The sequence below is a fragment of the Corallococcus aberystwythensis genome (assembly GCF_003612165.1).
In the GTDB taxonomy this organism is placed as follows: domain Bacteria; phylum Myxococcota; class Myxococcia; order Myxococcales; family Myxococcaceae; genus Corallococcus; species Corallococcus aberystwythensis.
On the sequence record NZ_RAWK01000014.1, the window covers coordinates 1 to 20,565 of the forward strand.

A 20,565-nucleotide genomic window follows, 5' to 3' on the forward strand; every position below is an offset into this window, starting at 1 on the left:
CAATGTCGGAGGGGTCACACCCGTTCCCATCCCGAACACGGAAGTTAAGCCCTCCAGAGCCGATGGTACTCCGCGGGAAACCGCGTGGGAGAGTAGGTCGCTGCCGGATTCTTTTTGAAAGCCCCTGGCGCCGCAAGGCGCCAGGGGCTTTGTCTTTGCGGGCTTGTCACGCTGACATCCCTTGCATGCGTCTTCGTGGATTGATCCGACGGGATGCGAACGTACGGGCGCCTGCCTTTGAAGCTGGCACGACCCGGCCTGCTTTTGCTTGAGTGGCACTCCTTCCCCCTCTCTGGACAGGAGCCTCTCGCATGCATCTGCTTCGAATCTACGCCGCCGGGCTGTTTGCGTTGGGGCTCCTGCTGGTGCCCGCCGAATCCAAGGCGCAGCAGTCCGGGGTCCGCCTGGGCGTGGGCGCGGACTACTGGGTCGATACCAGCGCCGCCTTCAACTTCACGCTGGGCGTCGAAGGGCATGTCGCGGGGCCGCTCTTCGTGGGTGCCCGGTTCGGCGCCGTGCTCGTCACCGACGGCAACATCATCGGCGTTCCGTTGGACATCTCGCTTCGGGCGACGGTAGGTCGCACCGTCTACATCGAAGGACTCGCAGGGCCGTGGATCTTCTTCAAGGGGGACACCTTCAAGGCCCATGCGGCGTTTGGCTTTGGCCTCCAGGGAAAGGCCGCGAGCATCGGCATCGAGGTGGGCTACCTCGACCCGAACCCCGTCATCGGTCTGCGGCTGGGCTACAAGTTCTGAGGCCGTGCCTCAGTAGTGCGGCGGACGCTCCTGCTGGCGGGCGTCCACCAGGCCCGGCTCGGCGTCCAGCTTGCGCTTGAGCCGGTCCAGCTCCGCCCGGAGCGCGTCGATGACGCGCCCCTGCTGATAGAGCACGTCGCTCAGCTCCTGCAGCAGCTCCTGCTGCTGTGTGTAGCGGATTTCCAGCTCGACCAGGCGCTTGTCTTCCATTGCCGTCTTCTCCGCTCGGGGACCGTGCCCCATGAATACCGTCGAATACCTGCAGCGTGCTCGCGAGCTGCTTGGACGCGGACAGCCCGAGCTGGCGGAGTCCGCGCTGAGTGACGCCATCGATGCGGCCGTGGCGGCGGAGGACCTGGTCCTCCTCACCCAGGCCCGGTTCGCGCTGGGTGAGCTGCTCTTCCAGCAGGGCCGCGATGAAGAGGCAATCCCCTTCCTCCAGGCCGTGGTGCGCACCGAACGGGCCGACGGGTCCGTGGATGCCCCGGTCATCGCCTCCGCGCGGATGCTCCGGCAGATCCGGGGGCAGGAGCCGCGGTGAGCTTCCCCTGAGCCTCAGGGCAGCCGGCACTGCTCCCGGATGGCGTCCATCCGCTGCGGGAAACGCCGCTCCAGGTCCGTGCGCGTCTGGCGAGCTCCCTCGAACCTTCCTGCCTTCACCTGAAGCGTGCAGAGCATGCCCAGGGCCCGCGTGTCGGAGACGTCCAGACGGTCCGCCTGACGCAGGGCCTCCTCGGCGGCGTTCTCGTTCCCCAGCTGGAACCAGGCGATGCCCAGCTGGAAGTGGCCTTCCGCGAGCTTCGGGTCCTTCTGCACCGCCTGCTGCAATAGCCCCACGGCTTCGCGGTTCCGGCCCTCCCTGGTGAGCACCAGCCCCTGTTCCACCAGGAGCCGCGCCGCGGGCACCCTTCCCTCCAGGGAGTGGAAGACCTTCAGGGCTTCCTGGGGCCGTCCTACCCGGCTGAGCAGCCGGCCGTAGCGCACACCGACGAGGGGATCGCCTGGCGCCACGCTGTAGGCCTGGGCCAGGGCCGACGTGGCGCCCTCTACGTCGCCCTTCACCTCGCTCAGGTCCGCCCGGAGCAGCTCCGCCCGCGGGTCCGCCGGCGCGAGCTTCCGTGCCTTGCCGAGTGCTTGCTCCACGCAGCGGGACATCCGCTCCCGGTCGCAGATGCGCGCGAGCAGGAGCTGGGTCTCCAGGGCGTTCGGGTCCCTTCGCTCGGCTTCCAGGGCCAGGTCATGCGCTTCCGCTGGCGCTCCTTCGCGCAGGAGCTCCGCCGCCGCGCGCAGATCCGCCGCCGTCGCCTTGTCGTTGTGCTTCAAAGGCACCAGGAATCGCAGCCGGCCTTCCACGTTGTCCGTGGCCCGGGCGATGGCCAGCTCCTGCTCGGGCATGTTGCGGGGCAGGAACAGTGGAATGACGTGGATGACGAGGGCCACCCCGCAGACCCAGAGAACGCCCCGGAGCCCCTGGTTCCAGCGCCGGCCGGTCCGCTCCCCCGGTTCGTTCGATGGGTCGCTCATGAGGCGTTTTTAAACGGCTCGGAGGTGGGAGCGCAGCCCCGAGGGAAGCTCGAGCTCGCAGCTCCAGCAAAGCTCGAAGTTGGCGGGATTCTCCTCGCCGCAACGCGGGCACGTCACCGAGCGGCTGGCGGCTTCCTGGTTGGCCTGGAGCTCCGCGAGGACCTGACGCCCGGCCTCCAGTTCCTGGGGCCATAGCCACAGCTCCACCCAGGCCTCGGTGCTGGGGATTTCTCCGCTCAGCGGGACCAGGGACTCGCCGCGGATGTCGACCGAGAGCCCCGCTGATTCCAGGGCGCCCGCCAGCATCCGCGCCTCTCCGACCGTGCGGTGCACGGAGAACTGCACGCGCTTCATGCTGCTTGTCTGTCAGAACCGGGCCGTCAGGGCAACCCGCCCCGGTTGCTCCCCTGCTGTGCCCTGCCCGACGTGGTCCCTACGGGCCGTGTGGCCCTGTCATTCGTCGTGACGGAGTTGGTGCGGCAGCACGGCGTGCGCGTGGCGGGGGGCCCGGGCGTGGAGCTCCGCGGTCAGCAGGGCGTCCAGCTCCGCGAGCAGGCGATCATACCCGCCACCGGCGCCCTTCGCGGGCAGCCGCTCCGTGGCGAGCCTCAGCCGGGGCGTCTCCTCGTCCTCGAAGGCCAGGGTCACCGCCAGCCCGTCCGGGCCTCCTGCCTGGGGGACGAGGGCGGCGGGTTCGGGCTCCCGCTGGAGGGTTTCCAGCAAGGGGGCCAGCCGGCGGATCTCCTCCGGCGTCAGGTCCCGCTCCACCACCGGTTCGCCCTGTTCCAGGACGCGGAGGTGCTTGAGGCCTTCCACTCGCAATGCCTGCGCCCCTGTGTTCGTCCGGCCACTGCGCTCGTAGGTTACCGTCTTCACGCGCCGTACCTCCGTGGGTTCAGGAGTAGGCATCCGCCTCCTCCCCGGCATCCGGAGCGGAGCGCTCCCGGCGCTTCCTGTCCCCGAATGGCAGATCGAGCGACCGATGCCGGACACTGGGCCGCGCCCGCTGGGCCCCTGAGTTTCCCGGGCGCGTCTCCCTACCGTGCCTTCCGTCCGGGCGCCCTGTCCGGACACTGGGAGGTCGCCGAACGATGAGCAAGCACAAGAACCCGAACCCGAATGATCAGCGCTCCAACACGAAGAACCCCGAGCGCCCCGAGCACAAGTCCGCCCAGGACAACCGCGCCAACCAGATGAACCCCAACCGTCCTCCCAACCCGCCGTCCCAGATGCCCTCTCACGGCGGTGGCATGACGGGCGGGGACGACACCTCGAAGCGCTGACCGGAACAGGAGAGGCCGGCCGCGTGTTCGGGCCGGCCCCTCCCCGGTGCGGGGTCCTAGCGGACGCGCGGTGAGCACTCGCCTTCGCCACGGTAGTGGCCCACGGTGCGCACGAGCGCCGTGATGAAGTCGCGCAGCGTCCGGACGCTGCCCGCGCCTCCCGTGCCGTACTGGTTCGAGGGCAGCGCCGTCAGGTCCACCAGGCCCAGTTCATCCAGGGTGATTTCGCCGTCCGGACCGACCACGCCCGTGCTGTCCGCCGCTGCGATGGCGTCGAAGCGCATCTTCGCGTCGGCCGACTGGAGGTCGTCGAAGAAGAGGTGGTCCCCGTGGATGGTGAGCTGCACCGTCTCCGTGCCGCCCTTAGGCACCGTCACGCCGTCACCGATGTCCTCGTTCTCGCAGTGCTCGTAGACGGTGTTGGTGGGGAAGCCCCAGCGGAAGCGCTTCGTCACGGTGCCCTTGGTGGCTGTGCCCTCGACGTAGACGGACCAGCCTTCGGTGTTCATCCGCGTCACGTCCTCCGCGTCCGCGTTGCCGGCGGTGGCGTCCGTGACGGGGGCGATGGCGTAGCTCACCTCGTCCCATTCCTCGGAGGCCAGGTCGTTGAACGTCGCGACGTTCACCGGTCCTGGACGGTGCACGTCGTACACCTTCGCGGCCGTCTGCTCGGCGGCGGTCTCTCCCTCGTGGTTGGCGACCTTCACCTCGCCCAGCTTCACGAGGAACTTGTCGTACTTCACGGTCCAGCCGTCCTCGAAGGCGCTGGCGGGGATCTCCTTCTCGATGAAGTCCTCCCCGTACGTGGTGAACGTCACGTTGCCTTCGCCCGAAGAGCAGGCGACCAGACCCAGACACGACACACCCATCAGCCAATGCTTCATCACGGTGCTGCTCCTTCCACCCACGTCACGACGTAGGCGCTGGTGTCTTCCACGCCGCGCACCAGCCCGTTCTGGGCCTGGCTTCCGGCGGGGAAGGTGGAAACGCCAGACGCGCCCGGGAGGGACGCGGTGGCGAAGTCGATGCGGTCCATCCATTTCCCCAGGTCCACCGCGATGCGCACGAAGCCGGCCTCCTGCTGGAGGTCGCGCTCGAAGCGCACGCCTTCAATGGCCTTGGGCAGGTCCACCGTCGCGTCGAAGCGCACCGTGGCTCCGGACGTGTGCGTCGCGGTTCCTCGCACGTGCGCCTGGTGGCCCCCGAGGACGTTCTGCGTGTCCGTGGCCGCCGTGGGCGTCACGAGCGTCAGCTCCAGCGAGCCGTACGAGCCCGTGACGGCATTGGCGTCTCCCAGGCTACCGCCCGCGAGCAGGTCCACCGTCTGGGGGTTCAGCACTTCTCCCAGTGCGTCGCCGGGGACGTAGTGGCCAGGATGCGCATTCGCGGTGCCTCCGATGAGCGAGTACCAGTCGAAGCGAGGGGCCCGGCGTGAGAGCAGCACGCGGCCCTCGAAGAACCGCACCGAACCCACGGACACCTGGGCGGCTTCGGGCGTCACCGTCCAGCCGTACTCGTTCGGAGCCGTGGGCGCTGTCGCCGTCATCGTCACGGCGAAGGTGCGGCGCTCCGCTTCCGTCTTGCCTCCGCAACCCAGGCTCAACAGGGTCGCGGTCAATGCCAATGCCAGCGCTCGGTTCATCACAGGTGGACCTCCAGGGTGAGCGAGGCCACGCGTGGTGCCCCCGCGGTGAAATGCCGGGCTGGAACGAGGCTCGGCTGGGATGTGGGGTCGAAGCGCGAGCTGTAGACGAACTCGCCGTCACGCCAGCGCGTGTTGAGCAGGTTCTTCACGTCGAGCCGCAACGCGAGCGCTCCCCTGCGCAGCGCGGCCTGCGCGTCCGCGAGGAACACCGTGTGGCTGTATTCGTCGTAGGGCAGGGGGCGCGGACCGATGAGCGTGAGGCCCGTGCCCACCGACAAGACGGATCCGATACCGGGAAGTGGCTTCTCCCAACCCACGTCCGCCCGGGCGACCAGGGGCGCGAAGTAGGGGAGCTTCGCGTCCGTCTTCGTCACCGTGGCGTTCGCCACCGTGGCGCTCAGCGCGGCCGTGAGCCCTTCGAACGGACGTGCCTGGAGCGCCGCGGAGATGCCCGTGCGCAGCGTCTCTCCCGTGAAGACGGTGGTGCCCACCGTGTGGTCGAAGAAGAAGTCGTCCGCCACCTGCGAGCCGAAGACGCTCGCCTGGAAGGACAGACGTTCTCCGTCCCTCCGGGTGCCCAGCTCCGCGCCGTGTACGTTGACGAAGGGGGCTTGTTCGCCTTCCGCGAGGCTTCGCGCCTGCGGGGAACGGAAGCCGTCACCGTAGCTGGCGAAGAGGGCCCAGGTGTCCGTGAGCGCGTATTCGACGCCGGCCTTGGCGCCCCAGTGCACCCCGAAGGCGCTCCGTGAGTAGCCCTGCCCGTCGTAGTAGCGCGGGTCCCGGAAGGCGAGCGCGTCGAAGACCTCCACGCCCAGCGCGTCGGCCCGGCCTCCGAGGCGGAAGGCCCAGCGGCCCAGGGGGAGCCTGGCTTCGGCGTAACCCCAGACGTCCGTCTGCGTGAGGTCCGCGTCCACTTCGTCCGCGAAGAAGGTGCCGTCCGTCTCGCGGTAACGGCGTTGCGTCTGGTGGATGCCGTCGCGCCGTCCTCCGAGTCCCAGCTCCAGCGCGACGGGCCGGCCGAAGAGGGTGACCTGGCGGCGGTGCTCCGCGCGCAGGCCCAGGGTGGAGCCGTCGTGGGTCTGCTCCAGGCCGTCGCCACGGTCGTCCACGCGGTAGCCGGTGAAGTTGTTGCGCAGGCGCAGGTCGGAGAGGATTCCAAAGGCCTCCAGCCGCGTGCGCGCGGTGCCTTCGCGCGGCAGGTCCACTCCGATGAGGAGCTGGTGCCGGGACACCGTGCCGCCCTGACGGTCGAAGGAGCCGGAGTAGAAGGTGCGGCGCCCGGCTTCGAGGTCGTCCTGCCGCACCACGCCCGGTGAGTCGAAGCGCGTGACGTAGCTGCCTCCCAGGATGCGTGCGCTCAGGCCGTGGCCCAGGTCCAGGTTGCCTTGCGCGAGCAGCGTGGCCCGGCCGTAGCCCCGCTGGGGGCCGAAGCCGTCACTCTCTCCAATCTCCGCCGCCGCGAAGGTGCCGGGGTCCTCGCCCGGGCGCACCGTCACGACGAGCCGGCGCGTGTTGAACTGGCCCAGCGTTCCGGCGAACTCCACGCCCTTCTCGCGGGCGCCCAGGTCCATGCGCACGGTTCCCGCGACCGCGAAGTCTCCCTGGAACGCGCGGTAGGAACCCTCCGTCACCTCCAGCGATTGGACGAGCTCCGGGATGATGAAGTTCGTGTCCGCGTAGCCGAGCGCGTGGATGTGGCTCACCTCATTCACCGGCAGGCCTCCGACGTTCAGCTCCACGTCCTGGCCGTGGAGCGCGTCAAAGCCCCGGAGGAAGAGCTGCTGGGCCTTGCCCTCGCCGCTGTGCTGCGAGGCCACGAGGCCCGGGACGACACGGAGCACGTCCGTCGCGTTCATGCGCGGTGCCGTGTCGAGGATGTCGCGGCCGATGGTGACCTCGGAGGCGCTCTGCGCCGGGCGCGTGCCTCGCACCACCGTGGAGCGCTGCTTGCCCGGTGCCTCCGGCGGCGGCGTGGGCTGCTGCTCCGTGGGGGAGGCGACTGTCCCGGCAGGGGCAGGTGCTTCCTGGGACTGCTGCATCACGGGTTGCTGCTGTTGCTGCGTGGCTTCTGTCTCCGCGTGGCGGGTCGCCTCCGGGCGCGGCCCTTCCTGTGCGGCGGGCACGGCCGAGGCAAGACACGTCGAGAGCGTGGTGAACGCGATGAGCAACATGGTCACGGTGAAGAAGGCACGAGGAGACAACGACACGTCGCCGGCTCGCGTGGGGACGCGCTCCGGAGGGTGCGGGTTGAAAGACAGACGGATTCGGGACGCACGCGCACGCAGGCCCGTGTCTGGCCCAGGCCAGACGGTCCGCATGCTCGCGAGTCACCCTTACAGAAGTTCGAAAGGGGCCTACGGGCCCTGCGGCATCGCCGCGGACCGCAGCCGCTGGCGCGGCGACCACTCGGGGCCTCTGGCGGCTTCGACCTGCCAGGACACCCAGCGCAGCTTCGGCGGTACGAACACCGTCCAGGTGGCCGCCACCGCCAGCAGGTGCTCCACCGAGCCCGTCAGGTGCTGATGGCCGTGGCCTCGCTTCGCTCCGTCTGGCGTGCCCTGTTCGGGCTCCGCCTTGCACGGGACCTTCTCCGCGCCGCACGCACCCGTGGTGCGGTGCACGTGGCTTCCCGTGCCGTGCTCGTGGGAGTGCGCCCCCAGGCCTCCGCCGTGTCCCACCACCGCGTGCAGCACCGGCGCCACCGCGAGCCCGTACACCAGGACCCACAGTCCCAGGAACGCCAGGTCACGTCGGTCTCGGGAGTCCCACACGGCGGTTCGGAGTGAGGCGGCGGAGCGTCCAGGATGGGGGAGGTGAGGCGACTGCCTCCCTATCCGTCCTCCCCAGGACAGGCAAGGCCGCCCCCGCCGCCCGCTGCCAGACAGTCCCCTGCCATCCAGTCCCATGACCCCGTGGACCGCTTGACGCATTGCATTGGAATCCGCTGCGGCCGCAGACTTCCCGTCATAGACTCCTGGCGTGCGTTCCGAATCCGCCGTGCTTCGTTCCCTGCCTGCCTCCACGGAGGTTCCCGCCCCGCCGTCGCGCGCGGACCGTCTGCGCTCCCTGGCGAGTGAGTCCTTCGACCTGCTCGTGATTGGCGGCGGGGTGACGGGCGCGGGGGCCGCGCGGGACGCGGCGCTGCGGGGCTTGAAGGTGGCCCTGGTGGAGCGCGAGGACTTCGCCAGCGGGACTTCCAGCCGCTCGTCGCGGCTCATCCACGGCGGCCTGCGCTATCTGGAGCATGGCCACCTGGGGCTCGTCTTCGAGTCGAGCATTGAGCGGCGTCGCCTGCTCAACCTGGCGCCCCACCTGGTGCGGCCGTTGGCCTTCGTCTGGCCCGTCTACGCGGGGGCTCGCGTGCCGCGCTGGAAGCTCAACGCGGGCCTCATGCTGTACGACGCCCTGTCCCTGTTCCGGAACGTGAAGGCCTACCAGCGCCTGTCGCTCAAGCAGGTGGTGGAGGCCGAGCCCGGCATCCGCTCCGAGGGGCTCAAGGGCGGCGCCCGCTACTACGACGCGGCCACCGACGATGCCCGGCTCACGCTGGCCAACGCGCTGGGCGCGAGCGAGGCGGGAGCGGTGGTGCTCAACCACGCCTCCGTGAAGCGGCTGGTGCTGGCGGAGGGCAAGGCGCAGGGCGCGGTGGTGGTGGATCACCTCACCGGCCTGGAGCACACGGTGCGCGCGCGCGCCGTCGTCAACGCGACCGGACCCTGGAGCGATGAGATCCGTCAGCTGGATTCAGGGCAGGTCCGCGCGGGGCCTTCGGTGCGCGGCAGCAAGGGCGTGCACATCGCCGTGCCCCGCTCGCGGTTGAACATCGGGGACGCGCTCACGCTGTTGTCCCCCGTGGACGGCCGCGTGATGTTCATCCTGCCCGCGGATGCGTTCACCCTCATTGGCACGACGGAGACGGCCACCCGCGCCCACCCGGCCGAGGTGCGCGCGAGCGAGGCGGACGTGGCCTACCTGCTCGCTTCCGCCAACGCCTTCTTCCCCGAGGCGCGGCTCACCCGCGAGGACATGGTCAGCGCCTGGGCCGGCATCCGCCCCCTGGCCGCGAGCGGCTACCACGGCAACAGCGACGCGGGCAGCGCCAGCCGCGAGCACTCCATCGACGTGAGCCCTTCCGGCGTGCTGGCCATCAGCGGCGGCAAGCTCACCACCTTCCGGGTCATGGCCCGCGACGTGGTCAACGCCGTGGAGCGCCACCTGGCCCTCCCGCACAAGAAGCCCGTCACCCACGAACAGCCCCTGCCTGGCGGCGACATCCTGAAGCTGGACGCGGAGTTCGCGGCGGCGCGGCAGGAGGTGGGAGACGCGGCCACGGGCGAGCACCTGGTGCGTGCGTACGGCAGCCGCTGGCGCGCGGTGTGGGCGCTCACTCGCGAGACGCCGGAGCTGGCCGGGCCGCTCGTGGACGGCCTGCCGTACCGCCGCGCCGAGGCCGCGTGGGGCGTGACCCACGAGATGGTCCAGACGCTGGCCGACCTGCTCATCCGCCGCCTCAAGGTCGCGTTCGAGACGCGCGACCAGGGCCGCGCCGCCGCCGTCCGCGCCGCGGAGGTGATGGCGCCGCTCCTGGGTTGGGACGCGGCGGAGACAGAGCGTCAGCTGGCCGCCTACGCCGTGGATGCCCAGCGCATCTTCGGCGTGGATCCTTCCGACGCCTGACGCGCCTGCGTGAAGCAGGGCCCGGTGCGTCATGCAGGGTCCGGCCGCGGGACCGCGGACGGGGCGCTCCCCATGAGCGTTGAGCGCCTCACGTTGGCCCGGCACCGGATGGCCGTCGGGCGCACGACAGCCGCACGAGCAGTCGTCCTTCGGCCATGCTTAAATCGTTGTGGGAACGGGAAGCAGGGTTGGCCCGTTCTTCCCGGCCCCCCTTTTCCGGGGGCAGCGGGTCACGGCGCGGTATCCCATGTAGGCCGGGCACGAAGGAGAGGCACCCCATGAAGCGTTGGCTTTGGATCGGGCTCGGGCTGTCCGGACTGGTGGCGAGCGGCTGCGGCACGGAGGTCCCCCCGGGCGGTGACATCCTGCCCCAGGCGTGTCCTGGCACCGCGGAGGCGGCGCTGCCGGCCCCGGCGGTTTCCGCGCTGCGCACGGACACGGCGGACGGGGTGATCATCACCTACAAGCCGAAGGTGAGCGCCAGCGCGCTGGCCGCCTCGGCGGACATCGTGAAGGCCGTGGAGCGCGAGGGCGGCACGGTGCTGCGCCGCGTCCCGACCCTGAACATGGTGGCCGCCCGGCTGTCGCCGGAGGCTCTCACGACGCTGAAGCTCAACCCGGACGTGCTCTCCGTGACGCCCAACCGCCGCGTGTACGCGATGGGCCTGCCCACGCCGCCGCCGCTGGTGTCGTGGCAGGGCACGCTCATCCCGCAGGGGTCGGTGGGCGAGTACACCGACGGGCTGAAGCTGGTGCAGGCCCCGCAGGTGTGGGACGCGAACAGCGACGGTGTCATCGACCCCGGCGCGCCCACGGGCGAGGGCGTGAAGGTGTGCGTCATCGACAGCGGCTGGGACAGCAAGCACCCGGAGCTGATGGGCGCGTTCGTCAAGGGCAAGGACTTCGTCGACAACGACGACGACCCGTCCGACCAGACCGTGTCCCAGGGCGTGGTGACGGTGGGCGGCGGCCACGGCACGCACGTGTCCGCGACCATCCTGGCGCAGTTCGGCGCGGGCTCCGGCGGGCGCGTGGGGCCCGGGCAGGACCCCAACGGTGTGGTGGGCGTGGCGCCGGGCGCGTCGCTGCTCGTCGCGCGCGTGCTGGACACGGAGGGCGGCGGCAGCACGGTGGACGTCATCGCGGCGGTGGAGTGGTGCCATGAGCAGGGGGCGCAGGTCGCCTCGCTGTCGCTGGGCGCTCCGGATCCGTCCGAGACCGAGCAGGCCATGTTCGACAAGGTCTGGGACGGCGGCAAGGGCATGCTGTCCGTCGCGGCCAGCGGCAACGACGGCAAGAAGGGCGTCGCCTATCCGGCCGGGTATCTGCCGTCGGTGATGGCGGTGGGCGCGGTGGACCTGAAGGGCGAGTACGCGCCCTTCTCGCAGTTCGGCCAGGAGCTGTCCGTGGTGGCCCCGGGTGTGAACGTGCTGAGCGCCACGGTGCTGGGGGCGGCGGCGCTGTCCTCGGTGGACGTGGGGTCGGCGCCCGTCACGTCGTCGCCGCTGACGTACACCGCGCAGGGCACGTACACGGGCCGGCTGGTCAACTGCGGCCTGGGCGCGGACCGTGCGGCGTGCGGTGAGCAGGCCACCTGCGAAGGCTTCGTCGCGTACGTGGACCGCGGCGACCTGTTCTTCGAGGAGAAGGCGCGCAACGTCATCCAGGCTGGCGCGCGCGCGGTCATCATCGGCAACAACGTGGCGGAGGACGGGGACGGCACGTTCACGCTGGGCTCCGCGAACTCGCACTGGGTGCCCACGGTGTCGGTGTCGATGGCGTCCGGCGCGGCCCTCAAGCAGCTGGAGGGGCGCGAGGTGACGGTGACCACCACCGGTCTGGACTACCAGCGCGAGTCCGGCACCTCCATGGCCACCCCGCATGTGTCGGGTGTCGCGGCGCTGGTGTTCAGCGCCCGGCCGGACCTGAGCGCCGCGCACGTGCGCGCGGTGCTGGAGAAGACGGCGCTGGACGACAAGGCGACGCCGGGCGTGGACGACAAGTACGGCCATGGTCTGGTGCAGGCGGCCAAGGCCGTGGAGCTGGCGCGCACGCTGCCCCAGGGTGGCGGCCCGCTCCCGCTGCCGTAAGCGGCCTGCTTCCCGCAGGCTCGGCGCCCCCGCGTCCCTTGAGTGGGACCCGGGGGCGTTTCGTTTTCCACGGCAGGCGCTGTGTCGTGGGGTGGGAGTGCGGGCTGGCGGCCGACCGCCCGGCTTCCGGGTTGGTGGCTCCCGCCGTGTGTGCACGCACCTTCCCGAAAGGGAGGCGCGCCGCGCATGAGGCGAGACACCTGGCTGGGGTTGGGAATCGCGGGTGTGGCCTGCCTGCTGATGTGCGCCGGGACCCCATCCGGCGGCATGGAGGATGACGCGGCGCCCGAGGAGACGACGGCTCCCGCGACGTCACAGCCGGCCGCTCCACAGCAGGCTCCGGCGACGGCCTCCCAGCAGCAACCCGGCACGGGCGGATCCGGAACGGGCACGCAGGCGCCCCCTGGCACGGCTCCGGGCTCCGCGCCCCAGCAGGGCACGTCAGCGCCGAATGGGAATGCCCAGGAGGATCCGAACAGCCCCAGCGCGGATCCAAACCCGGAGGGGAGCACGACGCCTCCCAATCCGGGCACGGAGCCGAACGCGGGCACCGGGGGCACGGGCAACACGGGGACGGGGGCTCCCGCCACGGCGGCGCCTTCCGCTCCGGGGGCTTCGCAGGGCGTCGCGGTGGTGGACGCCATCTACCGGGGCACGGTGCGCTCGGTGTCCTCCAACGAGGTCGTCATCGACAACGAGGGTTCGCGCCTCCCACTGGAGATTGGCACCAAGACGCGCATCGTCCGCGACGGCGAGGACATTGGCGTGACGGAGCTCCAGGAGGGCGAGCGGGTGCGCGCCACCGTGAACATCGTGGGCCGGAGCCACACCCGGGAGATCGCCGTGCTGACCGGCGCCGAGGCCAAACGCGACGCAGCCCAGCGCCGCCGGTGACAGCGGGACCTTCCGTCCGTCAGCCGCGCGGCACCGTCCGCGTCTCCCGGACGGAGGTTTCCCACCATGACGGTCTACAACCGATACCGAACCCTGTTGCACCAGTTGGCCCTTGTCCGCGCCCGCGCGCCGGGCGGGGATTCACCTGAAGCGGACGCGCTGCTCGACTCGATGGACGAGGTCTGGGACGCCCTGTCCGAAGGCGAGCGTGCCGCCCTGGAGCGCGAACGCGCCCGGCTGGCTGTGAGTGCTTCCGATGCTCGCGCGGTGCCCGCGTGACGCGTCATTCCCGCATGGACCCCATGGGGGCACCCGTGGGCCCATGGGGAATGCGCGAGGACGGCCGGGACGGCGGCAGTTCCTGGCGCTGACGCTGACGCCACACCGCCCGCGTGTAGTCCACCACCGACGCCAGCGACAGCAGCGCGACGAACGCCACGAGCGGACGCACCAGCGGCGGGTAGAGCAGCACGCACAACAACACCGCGAGCTGCAACGTCGTGACGACCTTGCCCAGCATGCGGGCCTTGAGCTCGATGGCCCGCATGTCCGGCCGCAGCCTCGCGACGATGAAGCCGATGGCCGTGCCGATGTCGCGCAGGAGCAGCAGCGTCAGCTCCACCGGACCAATCAGCGCGTCCAGCAGACACACGATGAAGGCCGTCACCATGAAGGCGCGGTCCGCCACCGGGTCGATGAGCGCTCCCAGCCGCGTGGCCAGCCCGCGGTGCCGGGCAATCCAGCCGTCCAGGAAGTCCGTCGCCGCCGCCAGCACCACCAGGAAGGCCCGCAGGCGCAGGTCCGACACCGCGATGAACACCGCGGCGAGCGGAAGGCGCGACAGGGACAGCGTATTGAGCAGCACGAGGCTTGCCCGACGGTGCATGACCTTCAAAAGGTAGTGCTCGGCACCCGGGGCGCACCTGACCGCCCTGGCGAGCGTCCAGCGAACAACTTCCCCGGTGTCCTTGCCGGATCTCCTCCCGGGAGGAACCCGCGGCCCTTCGTGCGGTGTCCCAGGGAGATGCCCGGGATTTTCCCGGCCTGTCCCCCTGGAGTCCGCCCCGTGAACGCGATGGGACCCTGCCGCGGCCTGATGACCCTGGCCACCCTGCTCACCGTCGCGCTGCCCCTGGCGAGCTGCGAGGCGGCCGGACGCGTGAAGGTTGCGTCTCATGCCCCCTCGGCCGAGGAGCGGACGCGCTACCCGTGGCTGACGGCCTCCGCGCAGGTGCGCTCGCTGGAAGAGACGTTCGCGCCCCCGGAGGGCTACACGCGCGTGACCCTGGAAGCGGGCTCCTTTGGCGCCTGGCTGCGCGGCCTGCCCCTGCGCCCCGAGGGCACCCCCGTGCGTGACTTCCAGGGGGGCACGGTGCTGGCGGCCTCCGACGCGCGGCTCGCGGCGGTGGGCGCGCTGGACGTGGGCACCGCCAACCTCCAGCAGTGCGCGGATTCCATCCTGCGCCTTCACGCCGAGTGGCGCTGGGCCTCCGGCCACCCGGAGCGAATCGCATACCGCTTCACCAGCGGACACCTGGCGTCCTGGCCCCGGTACGCGGCCGGGGAGCGGGCGCGCGTCTCCGGTTCGAAGGTGACGTGGGTGCCGGGCAGCGCGGCGGCGGACAGCTCGCGGGCGGCGTTCCGGAACTACCTGGACCTGCTCTTCACCTACGCGGGCACCCTGTCCCTCCAGGCGGAAGGCGCGCGTCCCACGCGGGAGCAGCTGCGCCCCGGGGACTTCTTCGTCCTGGGCGGCAGCCCCGGCCACACGGTGCTCGTGCTGGACGTGGCCACCGATGCGAAGGGTGAGCGGGTGGCGCTGATCGGCCAGGGCTTCACCCCCGCGCAGGACTTCCACGTGCTGGCGGGGAAGGACGGGCCCTGGTTCCCGTTGAGCGGGGACGCCGTGGCGACGCCCTTCTGGGTGCCCTTTCCCATGACGTCGCTGCGCCGCCTGCCGTCCCCGTGACGGGGATGAACCTGAAGCACCCGGGAGCCGCGGGCTGACGGGCGCCCCCCTGGTGCGTTCCCGAGCAGACGGGGAGGCAGTACGGGTGGGGTCCCCACAGGGTTCTGCTGGAATCGGCAGGAGGGAGGAGGCAGGTTGCGGCGTTGGGTGTTGTCCTGCCGTCAACGGGGACGCACCGAAGCCGGGCCCGTCCTGCCCCCACGTGCCTGCAAGCAGCCTAAAGGGAAGGGGCGCCTGCCTCCCGAGTCACCACCATGTCCTCCGCCGCCGTGTCCCTGCCCGCGTCCTCCCCCCGGGCCAGCATCCTCATTGTCGACGATACGCCCGGGCACCTGCTGGCGCTGGAGGGCATCCTCGCGCCCCTGGGGCAGCGGCTGGTGCGTGCCGCCTCCGGACGCGAGGCCCTGCGATGCGTGCTGGACGAGGACTTCGCCGCTGTCCTGATGGACATGAACCTGGGCGACATGACGGGCGTGGAGGTGCTGGGCCTGCTGCGCGAGCGCGAGCGCAGCCGGCGCACGCCCGTGCTGCTGATGACCGCGGGCGACGGTGACGAGAAGGAGTGGCTGGCCGCGTACGCGCACGGCGCGGTGGACTACCTGCGCAAGCCGCTGCGGCCTGAAATCCTGCTGGCGAAGGTGTCGATGTTCGTGGAGCTGCACCTGGCGCGTGAGGCCGTGCAGCTGCGCGAGGAGTCGCTGCGCGAGCGCGAGCGCAACGCCCTGGAGGCCGTCCACCGCGAGCGGCTGCACGCGTTCTTCATGCAGGCCCCGGTGGGCATCTCCATCGCGCGCGGACCGGACTTCGTCTTCGAGCTGGCGAACCCCTACTACGAGCTGCTGGTGGGCCGGCGGGTGACGCCGGGCCAGTCGCTGCTGGAGGTGTTCCCGGAGATGGCCTCGCAGCCGGAGGTGCTGGAGGTCCTGCGCGGGGTGGTGCGCACGAAGCAGCCCTTCGTGCGGCCGGAGTTCGAGGTGAAGCTGGAGCGCGACGGACAGCCGGACTCCGTCTTCTTCAACGTCATCTACCACCCGATGATGGAGCTGGACGGCACCGTGTCCGGCATCATCACCCTGGCCACGGACGTGACGGAGTTCGTGCGCGCGCGCCGCCACACGGAGGCGCTCACGCAGGACCTGCGGAAGCAGCAGGCCGCGCTGGCGGACAGCGAGCAGCGCCTGCGCCTGGCGCTGACCGCCACCGCGCTGGGCACCTTCGACATGGACATCGTGACGGGCGAGCTCAAGTGGGACGCGCGCTGCAAGGCGCTCTTCGGCCTGCCGCCCGAGGCGGAGTCGTCCTACGACCTGTTCCTCGCGGGCCTGCACCCCGAGGACCGGGACGCCGTGCAGCGCGCGGTGGCGCTCAGCTGGGACCCCACCGGCAAGGGCGACTACGACGTGGCCTACCGCACCGTGGGCCTGAAGGACCGCGCGGAGCGCTGGGTGCGCGCCACGGGCCGCACCTACTTCCAGGACGACAAGCCGGTGCGCTTCGTGGGCACCGTGCAGGACATCACCGCGCGCAAGCGCGCCGACGCGGAGCGGGCCCGGCTGATGGCGGGAGAGCTGCGCCGCACCGAGCAGCTCCGCGGCCTGTCGCGCGCGAGCCTGGCGCTCAACGCGGCCGGCAGCGTGCCGGCCATCCTGGAGCTCGTGACGCTCAAGGCGCGCAAGCTGATTGGCGCGAACCAGTCCTCCGTGCAGGTGGTGGACGGCCGGGACGCGCAGCCCCTCTCCGCGCTGTCCGCGGCGGAGCACGAGGGGGTGGCGGGCGCCCCGGCGGTGGCGCTGGACGAGCGCGGCCTCTTCGCGCGGGTGTACCGGGAGAACCGGCCGCTGCGGCTGACGCGCGAGCAGCTGCGCCAGGACGCCGCCTACGCGCAGGCCCCTGAATCGCCCCCGCCCGCGCTGCCCCTGAAGGGTTTCCTGGCGGTGCCGCTGGTGGGACACGACGGCCGCAACCTGGGCCTGCTGCAGCTGTCCGACAAGGTGGAGGGCGACTTCGACGCGGAGGACGAGACGGTCGCCGTGCAGCTGGCGCAGATGGCCAGCGTGGCGCTGGAGAACGCGCGCCTGTACGAGACGGCGCAGGCGGAGCGGCGCAACCTGTTCGCGGTGCTCAAGCAGCTGCCCGCCGCCATCACCGTGCTGCGCGGGCCGGAGCTCGTCTTCGAGATGGCCAACGACCTGCGCCTGAAGCTCACCGGTTCCCGGCCGCTGCTGGGGCTGAGCGTGCGCGAAGCCCTTCCGGAGCTGAAGGACCAGGGGCAGGTGGCCCAGCTGGAAGAGGTCTACCGCACCGGACAGACCTACCAGGGCCGTGAGATTCCCATGCGCCTGGGCCGCGACCTGGACCAGGAGGCGCCCGAGGGCTACTTCAACCTCACCTTCCAACCGCTGCGCAACGCGGAGGGCAAGGTGGACGGCATCGTGTCCGTGTCCTGGGAGGTGACGGAGCAGGTGCTGGCGCGCCGGCGCATCGAGGCGCTGGCCGCGGAGCTGAAGGAGCGCGAGCAGCAGTTCCGCACGCTGGCGGACTCCATCCCGCAGCTGGCGTGGATGGCGGAGCCGGACGGGCGCCTCTTCTGGTTCAACCAGCGCTGGTACGACTACACCGGCACGACGGCCGCGCAGGTGGGCGAGAAGGACTGGAACACGCTCATCGACCCGGAGGACGCGGACCGCGTGCAGGAGCACTTCAACGCGGCCCTGCGCGAGGGGACGCTGTGGGAGGACCAGTTCCGCCTGCGCCGCGCGGACGGCAGCTACCGCTGGTTCCTGTCGCGCGCGATGCCCGTGCGGGACGGCGAGGGAAGAATCGCCCGCTGGTTCGGCACCAACACGGACATCGACGACGAGCGCCGCACGCTGGAGAGCCTCAAGCAGGCGGAGGAGGAGATCCGCCACCTCAACACCGGCCTGGAGAAGCGCGTGCGCGAGCGCACCGCCCAGCTCCAGGAGGCGAACAAGGAGCTGGAGTCCTTCAGCTACTCCGTGTCGCACGACCTTCGCGCGCCCCTGCGCCACATCACCGGCTTCGCGCAGTTGCTGGACCGGCGGGCGGGCGCGAAGCTGGACGACGTGTCGAAGGGCTACCTCACCACCATCGCGGGCGCGGCGAAGCAGGGCGGCACGCTGGTGGACGACCTGCTCGCGTTCAGCCGCATGGGCCGCGCGGAGATGCGCCAGTCGCGGGTGGACCTGGGCCAGCTGGTGGAGGAGGCCCGGCGCGACCTGGCCCCGGAGTCCACCGGGCGGCAGGTGGAGTGGCGGGTGGAAAGCCTGCCCACGGTGGAGGGTGACCCGGCGCTGCTGCGGCAGGTCATCCACAACCTGCTGGCCAATGCGTTGAAGTATACGCGTCCGAAGCCGGAGGCCCTCATCGAGGTGGGGGCGCGCGACACGGAGAGCGAAGTCTCCGTCTGGGTGCGCGACAACGGCGTAGGCTTCGAGATGCAGTACGTGGACAAATTGTTCGGCGTCTTCCAGCGCCTGCACACGGCCGAGGAGTTCGAGGGCACCGGCATCGGGCTCGCGAACGTGCGGCGTATCGTGTCGCGCCATGGCGGACGGACCTGGGCGGAGGGCGCCGTGGGGCAGGGCGCGACCTTCACCTTCACCCTGCCCCGCATTTCTCCGCCGGAGAAGAAAGTCGAGACGCACGCGTGATGGACCTCAAGCGAATCCTCCTGGTGGAAGACAGCGCCAACGACGTGGCGCTCACGCTGGCGGCGCTGGAAGAGGTGCACCTGGCCAACGAGGTGGTGGTGGTGCGCGACGGACAGCAGGCGCTGGACTACCTCTTCCGCAAGGGCGAGTACGCGAACCGGCAGGACGGCCACCCGGCGGTGGTGCTGCTGGACCTGAAGCTGCCGAAGGTGGACGGGCTGGAGGTGCTGGAGAAGGTGAAGAGCGCCCCGGAGCTCAAGGCCGTGCCGGTGGTGATGCTCACCTCGTCGCGCGAGGAGCGGGACCTGGCGCGCAGCTATGGCCTGGGGGTGAATGCCTACGTGGTGAAGCCCGTGGCCTTCCCGGACTTCGTGTCCGCGCTGCGGGAGCTGGGGCTGTTCTGGGCGGTGGTGAACCAGCCGCCTCCGGGCTCGCCCGGCACGCCTGGAGCCTTGAAGTGAGCACTCGCGGCGGAGCCGCGCTGGACCTGCTGCCCCTGCCTTCGACGGACCGGCCCCTGTCCATCCTCCTCTTGGAGGACAGCCCCCTGGACGCGCAGCTGGTGGCCGCGCAGCTGGAGGAGGGCGGGCTGCCCTCGACGCTGGAGTGCGTGCAGGGACGGTCGGCCTTCGTCGCGGCGTTGGTGAAGGGGAAGTTCGACCTCATCCTGTCGGACTACAACGTGCCGGGCTTCGACGGGCTGAGCGCGCTGGAGGCGGCGCAGGCCGTGTGTCCGGACACGCCGTTCCTCTTCGTGTCCGGCGCGCTGGGCGAGGACCGCGCCATCGAATTGCTCAAGCGCGGCGCCACGGACTACGTGCTCAAGGACCGGCTGGAGCGGCTGGGCCCCAGCGTGCGGCGGGCGCTGCGCGAGGCGGAAGGGGTGCGGCTGCGCAAGCGCACGGAGGAGGCGCTGCGCCAGTCCGAGGAGCGCTACCAGCTGGTGGCGCACGCGAGCTTCGACGCCATCTGGGACCTGGACCTCCAGACGGACGCGATGCACTGGATTGGCGACGCGGCGGAGGAGGTCTTCGGCTTCCCGGTGGAAGAGGTGGGCGCGGACGCGGCGTGGTGGCACCGGCACATCCACGGCGAGGACCGCGAGCGGGTGCTGGCGGGCTTGCAGCGGGCGTTCGATTCGGACGAGGACCGGTGGCAGGACGAGTACCGCGTGCTGCGCAAGGACGGGGCGTACGCGTACGTGGCGGCGCAGGGCTCCATCCTGCGCGGGGCGGACGGGAAGGCGAGGCGCATCGTGGGCGCCATGCGCGACATCACGGAGCGCCGGCGCGCGGAAGAAGAGCGGCAGAAGCTGGTGCACGAGGCGCAGGCGCGGGTGGAGTTCGAGCAGCAGCTCATTGGCATCGTGAGCCACGACCTGCGAAACCCGCTGGGCGCCATCCTCACCGGCGCGTCGCTGATGCTCCGGCGCGACGACATCCAGCCGTGGCACGCGAAGGCGGCGGCGCGCATCCTGTCCGCGGCGGAGCGGGCCACGCGGATGATCCGCGACCTGTTGGACTTCACGCAGGCGCGCATGGGCGGCGGCATCCCGGTGCAGGCGGCGCCGTGTGACTTCCATGCGCTCACGTTGCAGGTGGTGGAGGAGGCGCGCACGGCGCACCCGGAGCGCACCATCCAGATGGAGCACGTGGGGGACGGGCAGGGGGCGTGGGACTCCGACCGGATGGCGCAGGTGCTGTCCAACATCCTGGGCAACGCGCTGAAGTACAGCCCGGAGGACACGCCGGTGCGCGTGGAGAGCCGGGGCGAGCCGGACGCCATCGTGGTGCACGTGCGCAACGGCGGGGACCCCATCCCGCCGGAGATGCTGCCGCGCATCTTCGAGCCGCTCCAGCGCGGGACGACGGTGGGGCGCTCCGAGCGCAGCATCGGGCTGGGGCTCTACATCGTGCGGCAGCTGGTGCTGGCGCACGGTGGGACGGTGGACGCGCAGTCCAACGCGGCGGAGGGCACGGTGTTCACCGTGCGCCTGCCGCGCGTACCCGTGCGGGATACGCCGTAGCAGGTGTCTCCTGGTTGCATCCGTGTCG

Annotated in this window: 20 protein-coding genes and 1 rRNA gene; 12 read left to right on the forward strand and 9 right to left on the reverse strand. The window is 71.0% G+C overall.

Annotated elements, in window-relative coordinates:
• Positions 1-109: ribosomal RNA gene (gene rrf / locus D7W81_RS03655) — 5S ribosomal RNA — on the forward strand; the annotation flags it as partial.
• A gap of 202 nt (positions 110-311) precedes the next feature.
• A complete protein-coding gene (locus tag D7W81_RS03660) occupies positions 312-758 on the forward strand; it encodes a hypothetical protein (protein ID WP_120553910.1) in 447 nt (148 codons plus the stop codon).
• Positions 759-767: 9 nt separating this feature from the next.
• Here the strand turns inward: D7W81_RS03660 and D7W81_RS03665 are convergent, their stop codons facing one another.
• A complete protein-coding gene (locus D7W81_RS03665) occupies positions 768-968 on the reverse strand; it encodes a SlyX family protein (protein WP_120553911.1) in 201 nt (66 codons plus the stop codon).
• A 31-nt stretch (positions 969-999) separates the two neighbouring features.
• On the opposite strand from D7W81_RS03665, the gene D7W81_RS03670 reads away from it, so the two are divergent.
• Positions 1,000-1,299, forward strand: coding sequence for a tetratricopeptide repeat protein (locus D7W81_RS03670; protein WP_120553912.1), 300 nt, complete (start codon positions 1,000-1,002; stop codon positions 1,297-1,299).
• Between the two features lie 14 nt (positions 1,300-1,313).
• Here D7W81_RS03670 and D7W81_RS03675 read toward each other — a convergent pair whose 3' ends face one another.
• The 3 genes from D7W81_RS03675 to D7W81_RS03685 all read right to left on the reverse strand — a co-directional run bounded on the left by D7W81_RS03675 (position 1,314) and on the right by D7W81_RS03685 (position 3,158).
• Positions 1,314-2,282 (reverse strand): tetratricopeptide repeat protein, encoded by a 969-nt coding sequence (locus D7W81_RS03675; protein WP_120553913.1) that lies wholly within the window; start codon positions 2,280-2,282, stop codon positions 1,314-1,316.
• A gap of 9 nt (positions 2,283-2,291) precedes the next feature.
• A complete protein-coding gene (locus D7W81_RS03680) occupies positions 2,292-2,636 on the reverse strand; it encodes a DUF7577 domain-containing protein (RefSeq protein ID WP_120553914.1) in 345 nt (114 codons plus the stop codon).
• 99 nt (positions 2,637-2,735) lie between these two features.
• The gene (locus D7W81_RS03685) at positions 2,736-3,158 is read right to left on the reverse strand and encodes a hypothetical protein (protein ID WP_120553915.1); all 423 of its coding nucleotides are present in this window, start codon (positions 3,156-3,158) and stop codon (positions 2,736-2,738) included.
• Positions 3,159-3,373: 215 nt separating this feature from the next.
• Here D7W81_RS03685 and D7W81_RS03690 point away from each other — a divergent pair, with 215 nt between their 5' ends.
• The gene (locus D7W81_RS03690; protein WP_120553916.1) at positions 3,374-3,565 is read left to right on the forward strand and encodes a hypothetical protein; all 192 of its coding nucleotides are present in this window, start codon (positions 3,374-3,376) and stop codon (positions 3,563-3,565) included.
• A 56-nt stretch (positions 3,566-3,621) separates the two neighbouring features.
• On the opposite strand, the gene D7W81_RS03695 is transcribed toward D7W81_RS03690, so the two are convergent.
• From D7W81_RS03695 to D7W81_RS03710, 4 genes are all read right to left on the reverse strand, one after another.
• The gene (locus D7W81_RS03695; RefSeq protein ID WP_120553917.1) at positions 3,622-4,449 is read right to left on the reverse strand and encodes a hypothetical protein; all 828 of its coding nucleotides are present in this window, start codon (positions 4,447-4,449) and stop codon (positions 3,622-3,624) included.
• A complete protein-coding gene (locus tag D7W81_RS03700; protein WP_120553918.1) occupies positions 4,449-5,207 on the reverse strand; it encodes a hypothetical protein in 759 nt (252 codons plus the stop codon). The genes D7W81_RS03695 and D7W81_RS03700 overlap by 1 nt, the downstream gene beginning before the upstream one ends.
• Entirely contained in the window at positions 5,207-7,417 is a 2,211-nt protein-coding gene (locus D7W81_RS03705) for a TonB-dependent receptor (RefSeq protein ID WP_120553919.1), read from the reverse strand. Before D7W81_RS03705 ends, D7W81_RS03700 begins: the two co-directional genes overlap by 1 nt.
• Before the next feature lie 147 nt (positions 7,418-7,564).
• The gene (locus tag D7W81_RS03710; RefSeq protein WP_244226943.1) at positions 7,565-7,981 is read right to left on the reverse strand and encodes a hypothetical protein; all 417 of its coding nucleotides are present in this window, start codon (positions 7,979-7,981) and stop codon (positions 7,565-7,567) included.
• A gap of 208 nt (positions 7,982-8,189) precedes the next feature.
• On the opposite strand from D7W81_RS03710, the gene glpD reads away from it, so the two are divergent.
• The 4 genes from glpD (at position 8,190) to D7W81_RS03730 (ending at position 13,150) form a co-directional block, all read left to right on the forward strand.
• On the forward strand, positions 8,190-9,887 hold the full coding sequence (glpD, locus tag D7W81_RS03715; RefSeq protein WP_120553920.1) for a glycerol-3-phosphate dehydrogenase: 1,698 nt from the start codon (positions 8,190-8,192) through the stop codon (positions 9,885-9,887).
• Positions 9,888-10,165: 278 nt separating this feature from the next.
• Positions 10,166-11,977 carry a S8 family serine peptidase gene (locus D7W81_RS03720; protein WP_120553921.1) on the forward strand — a complete coding sequence of 604 codons (1,812 nt, stop codon included), beginning with the start codon at positions 10,166-10,168 and terminating at the stop codon, positions 11,975-11,977.
• A 186-nt stretch (positions 11,978-12,163) separates the two neighbouring features.
• Complete coding sequence (locus D7W81_RS03725; protein ID WP_147445333.1) at positions 12,164-12,871, forward strand: hypothetical protein; 708 nt, start codon at positions 12,164-12,166, stop codon at positions 12,869-12,871.
• Positions 12,872-12,937: 66 nt separating this feature from the next.
• The gene (locus D7W81_RS03730) at positions 12,938-13,150 is read left to right on the forward strand and encodes a hypothetical protein (protein ID WP_120553923.1); all 213 of its coding nucleotides are present in this window, start codon (positions 12,938-12,940) and stop codon (positions 13,148-13,150) included.
• 4 nt (positions 13,151-13,154) lie between these two features.
• On the opposite strand, the gene D7W81_RS03735 is transcribed toward D7W81_RS03730, so the two are convergent.
• Positions 13,155-13,757 (reverse strand): CDP-alcohol phosphatidyltransferase family protein, encoded by a 603-nt coding sequence (locus D7W81_RS03735; RefSeq protein WP_120553924.1) that lies wholly within the window; start codon positions 13,755-13,757, stop codon positions 13,155-13,157.
• 189 nt (positions 13,758-13,946) lie between these two features.
• Between D7W81_RS03735 and D7W81_RS03740 the strand changes: the two genes are divergently transcribed.
• The 4 genes from D7W81_RS03740 to D7W81_RS03755 all read left to right on the forward strand — a co-directional run bounded on the left by D7W81_RS03740 (position 13,947) and on the right by D7W81_RS03755 (position 20,537).
• A complete protein-coding gene (locus D7W81_RS03740) occupies positions 13,947-14,840 on the forward strand; it encodes a DUF4846 domain-containing protein (RefSeq protein WP_120553957.1) in 894 nt (297 codons plus the stop codon).
• A gap of 254 nt (positions 14,841-15,094) precedes the next feature.
• Positions 15,095-18,511, forward strand: a complete 3,417-nt coding sequence (locus D7W81_RS03745) for a PAS domain-containing protein (protein ID WP_120553925.1) — start codon at positions 15,095-15,097, stop codon at positions 18,509-18,511.
• Positions 18,511-18,972 carry a response regulator gene (locus D7W81_RS03750; protein ID WP_306440863.1) on the forward strand — a complete coding sequence of 154 codons (462 nt, stop codon included), beginning with the start codon at positions 18,511-18,513 and terminating at the stop codon, positions 18,970-18,972. The genes D7W81_RS03745 and D7W81_RS03750 overlap by 1 nt, the downstream gene beginning before the upstream one ends.
• Positions 18,969-20,537 (forward strand): hybrid sensor histidine kinase/response regulator, encoded by a 1,569-nt coding sequence (locus tag D7W81_RS03755; RefSeq protein WP_120553927.1) that lies wholly within the window; start codon positions 18,969-18,971, stop codon positions 20,535-20,537. The genes D7W81_RS03750 and D7W81_RS03755 overlap by 4 nt, the downstream gene beginning before the upstream one ends.
• Positions 20,538-20,565: the final 28 nt, after the last annotated feature.

What these genes read in the sequence shown, in the direction of transcription:
- D7W81_RS03660 (WP_120553910.1), top strand. Translation starts at nt 312, where the DNA reads ATGCATCTGCTTCGAATCTACGCCGCCGGGCTGTTTGCGTTGGGGCTC.
- D7W81_RS03690 (WP_120553916.1), top strand. Translation starts at nt 3,374, where the DNA reads ATGAGCAAGCACAAGAACCCGAACCCGAATGATCAGCGCTCCAACACG.
- D7W81_RS03735 (WP_120553924.1), bottom strand. Translation starts at nt 13,757, where the DNA reads ATGCACCGTCGGGCAAGCCTCGTGCTGCTCAATACGCTGTCCCTGTCG.
- D7W81_RS03730 (WP_120553923.1), top strand. Translation starts at nt 12,938, where the DNA reads ATGACGGTCTACAACCGATACCGAACCCTGTTGCACCAGTTGGCCCTT.
- D7W81_RS03670 (WP_120553912.1), top strand. Translation starts at nt 1,000, where the DNA reads ATGAATACCGTCGAATACCTGCAGCGTGCTCGCGAGCTGCTTGGACGC.
- D7W81_RS03665 (WP_120553911.1), bottom strand. Translation starts at nt 968, where the DNA reads ATGGAAGACAAGCGCCTGGTCGAGCTGGAAATCCGCTACACACAGCAG.
- D7W81_RS03680 (WP_120553914.1), bottom strand. Translation starts at nt 2,636, where the DNA reads ATGAAGCGCGTGCAGTTCTCCGTGCACCGCACGGTCGGAGAGGCGCGG.
- D7W81_RS03695 (WP_120553917.1), bottom strand. Translation starts at nt 4,449, where the DNA reads ATGAAGCATTGGCTGATGGGTGTGTCGTGTCTGGGTCTGGTCGCCTGC.
- D7W81_RS03740 (WP_120553957.1), top strand. Translation starts at nt 13,947, where the DNA reads ATGGGACCCTGCCGCGGCCTGATGACCCTGGCCACCCTGCTCACCGTC.
- D7W81_RS03675 (WP_120553913.1), bottom strand. Translation starts at nt 2,282, where the DNA reads ATGAGCGACCCATCGAACGAACCGGGGGAGCGGACCGGCCGGCGCTGG.
- D7W81_RS03700 (WP_120553918.1), bottom strand. Translation starts at nt 5,207, where the DNA reads ATGAACCGAGCGCTGGCATTGGCATTGACCGCGACCCTGTTGAGCCTG.
- D7W81_RS03750 (WP_306440863.1), top strand. Translation starts at nt 18,511, where the DNA reads ATGGACCTCAAGCGAATCCTCCTGGTGGAAGACAGCGCCAACGACGTG.
- D7W81_RS03720 (WP_120553921.1), top strand. Translation starts at nt 10,166, where the DNA reads ATGAAGCGTTGGCTTTGGATCGGGCTCGGGCTGTCCGGACTGGTGGCG.
- D7W81_RS03745 (WP_120553925.1), top strand. Translation starts at nt 15,095, where the DNA reads ATGTCCTCCGCCGCCGTGTCCCTGCCCGCGTCCTCCCCCCGGGCCAGC.
- D7W81_RS03725 (WP_147445333.1), top strand. Translation starts at nt 12,164, where the DNA reads ATGAGGCGAGACACCTGGCTGGGGTTGGGAATCGCGGGTGTGGCCTGC.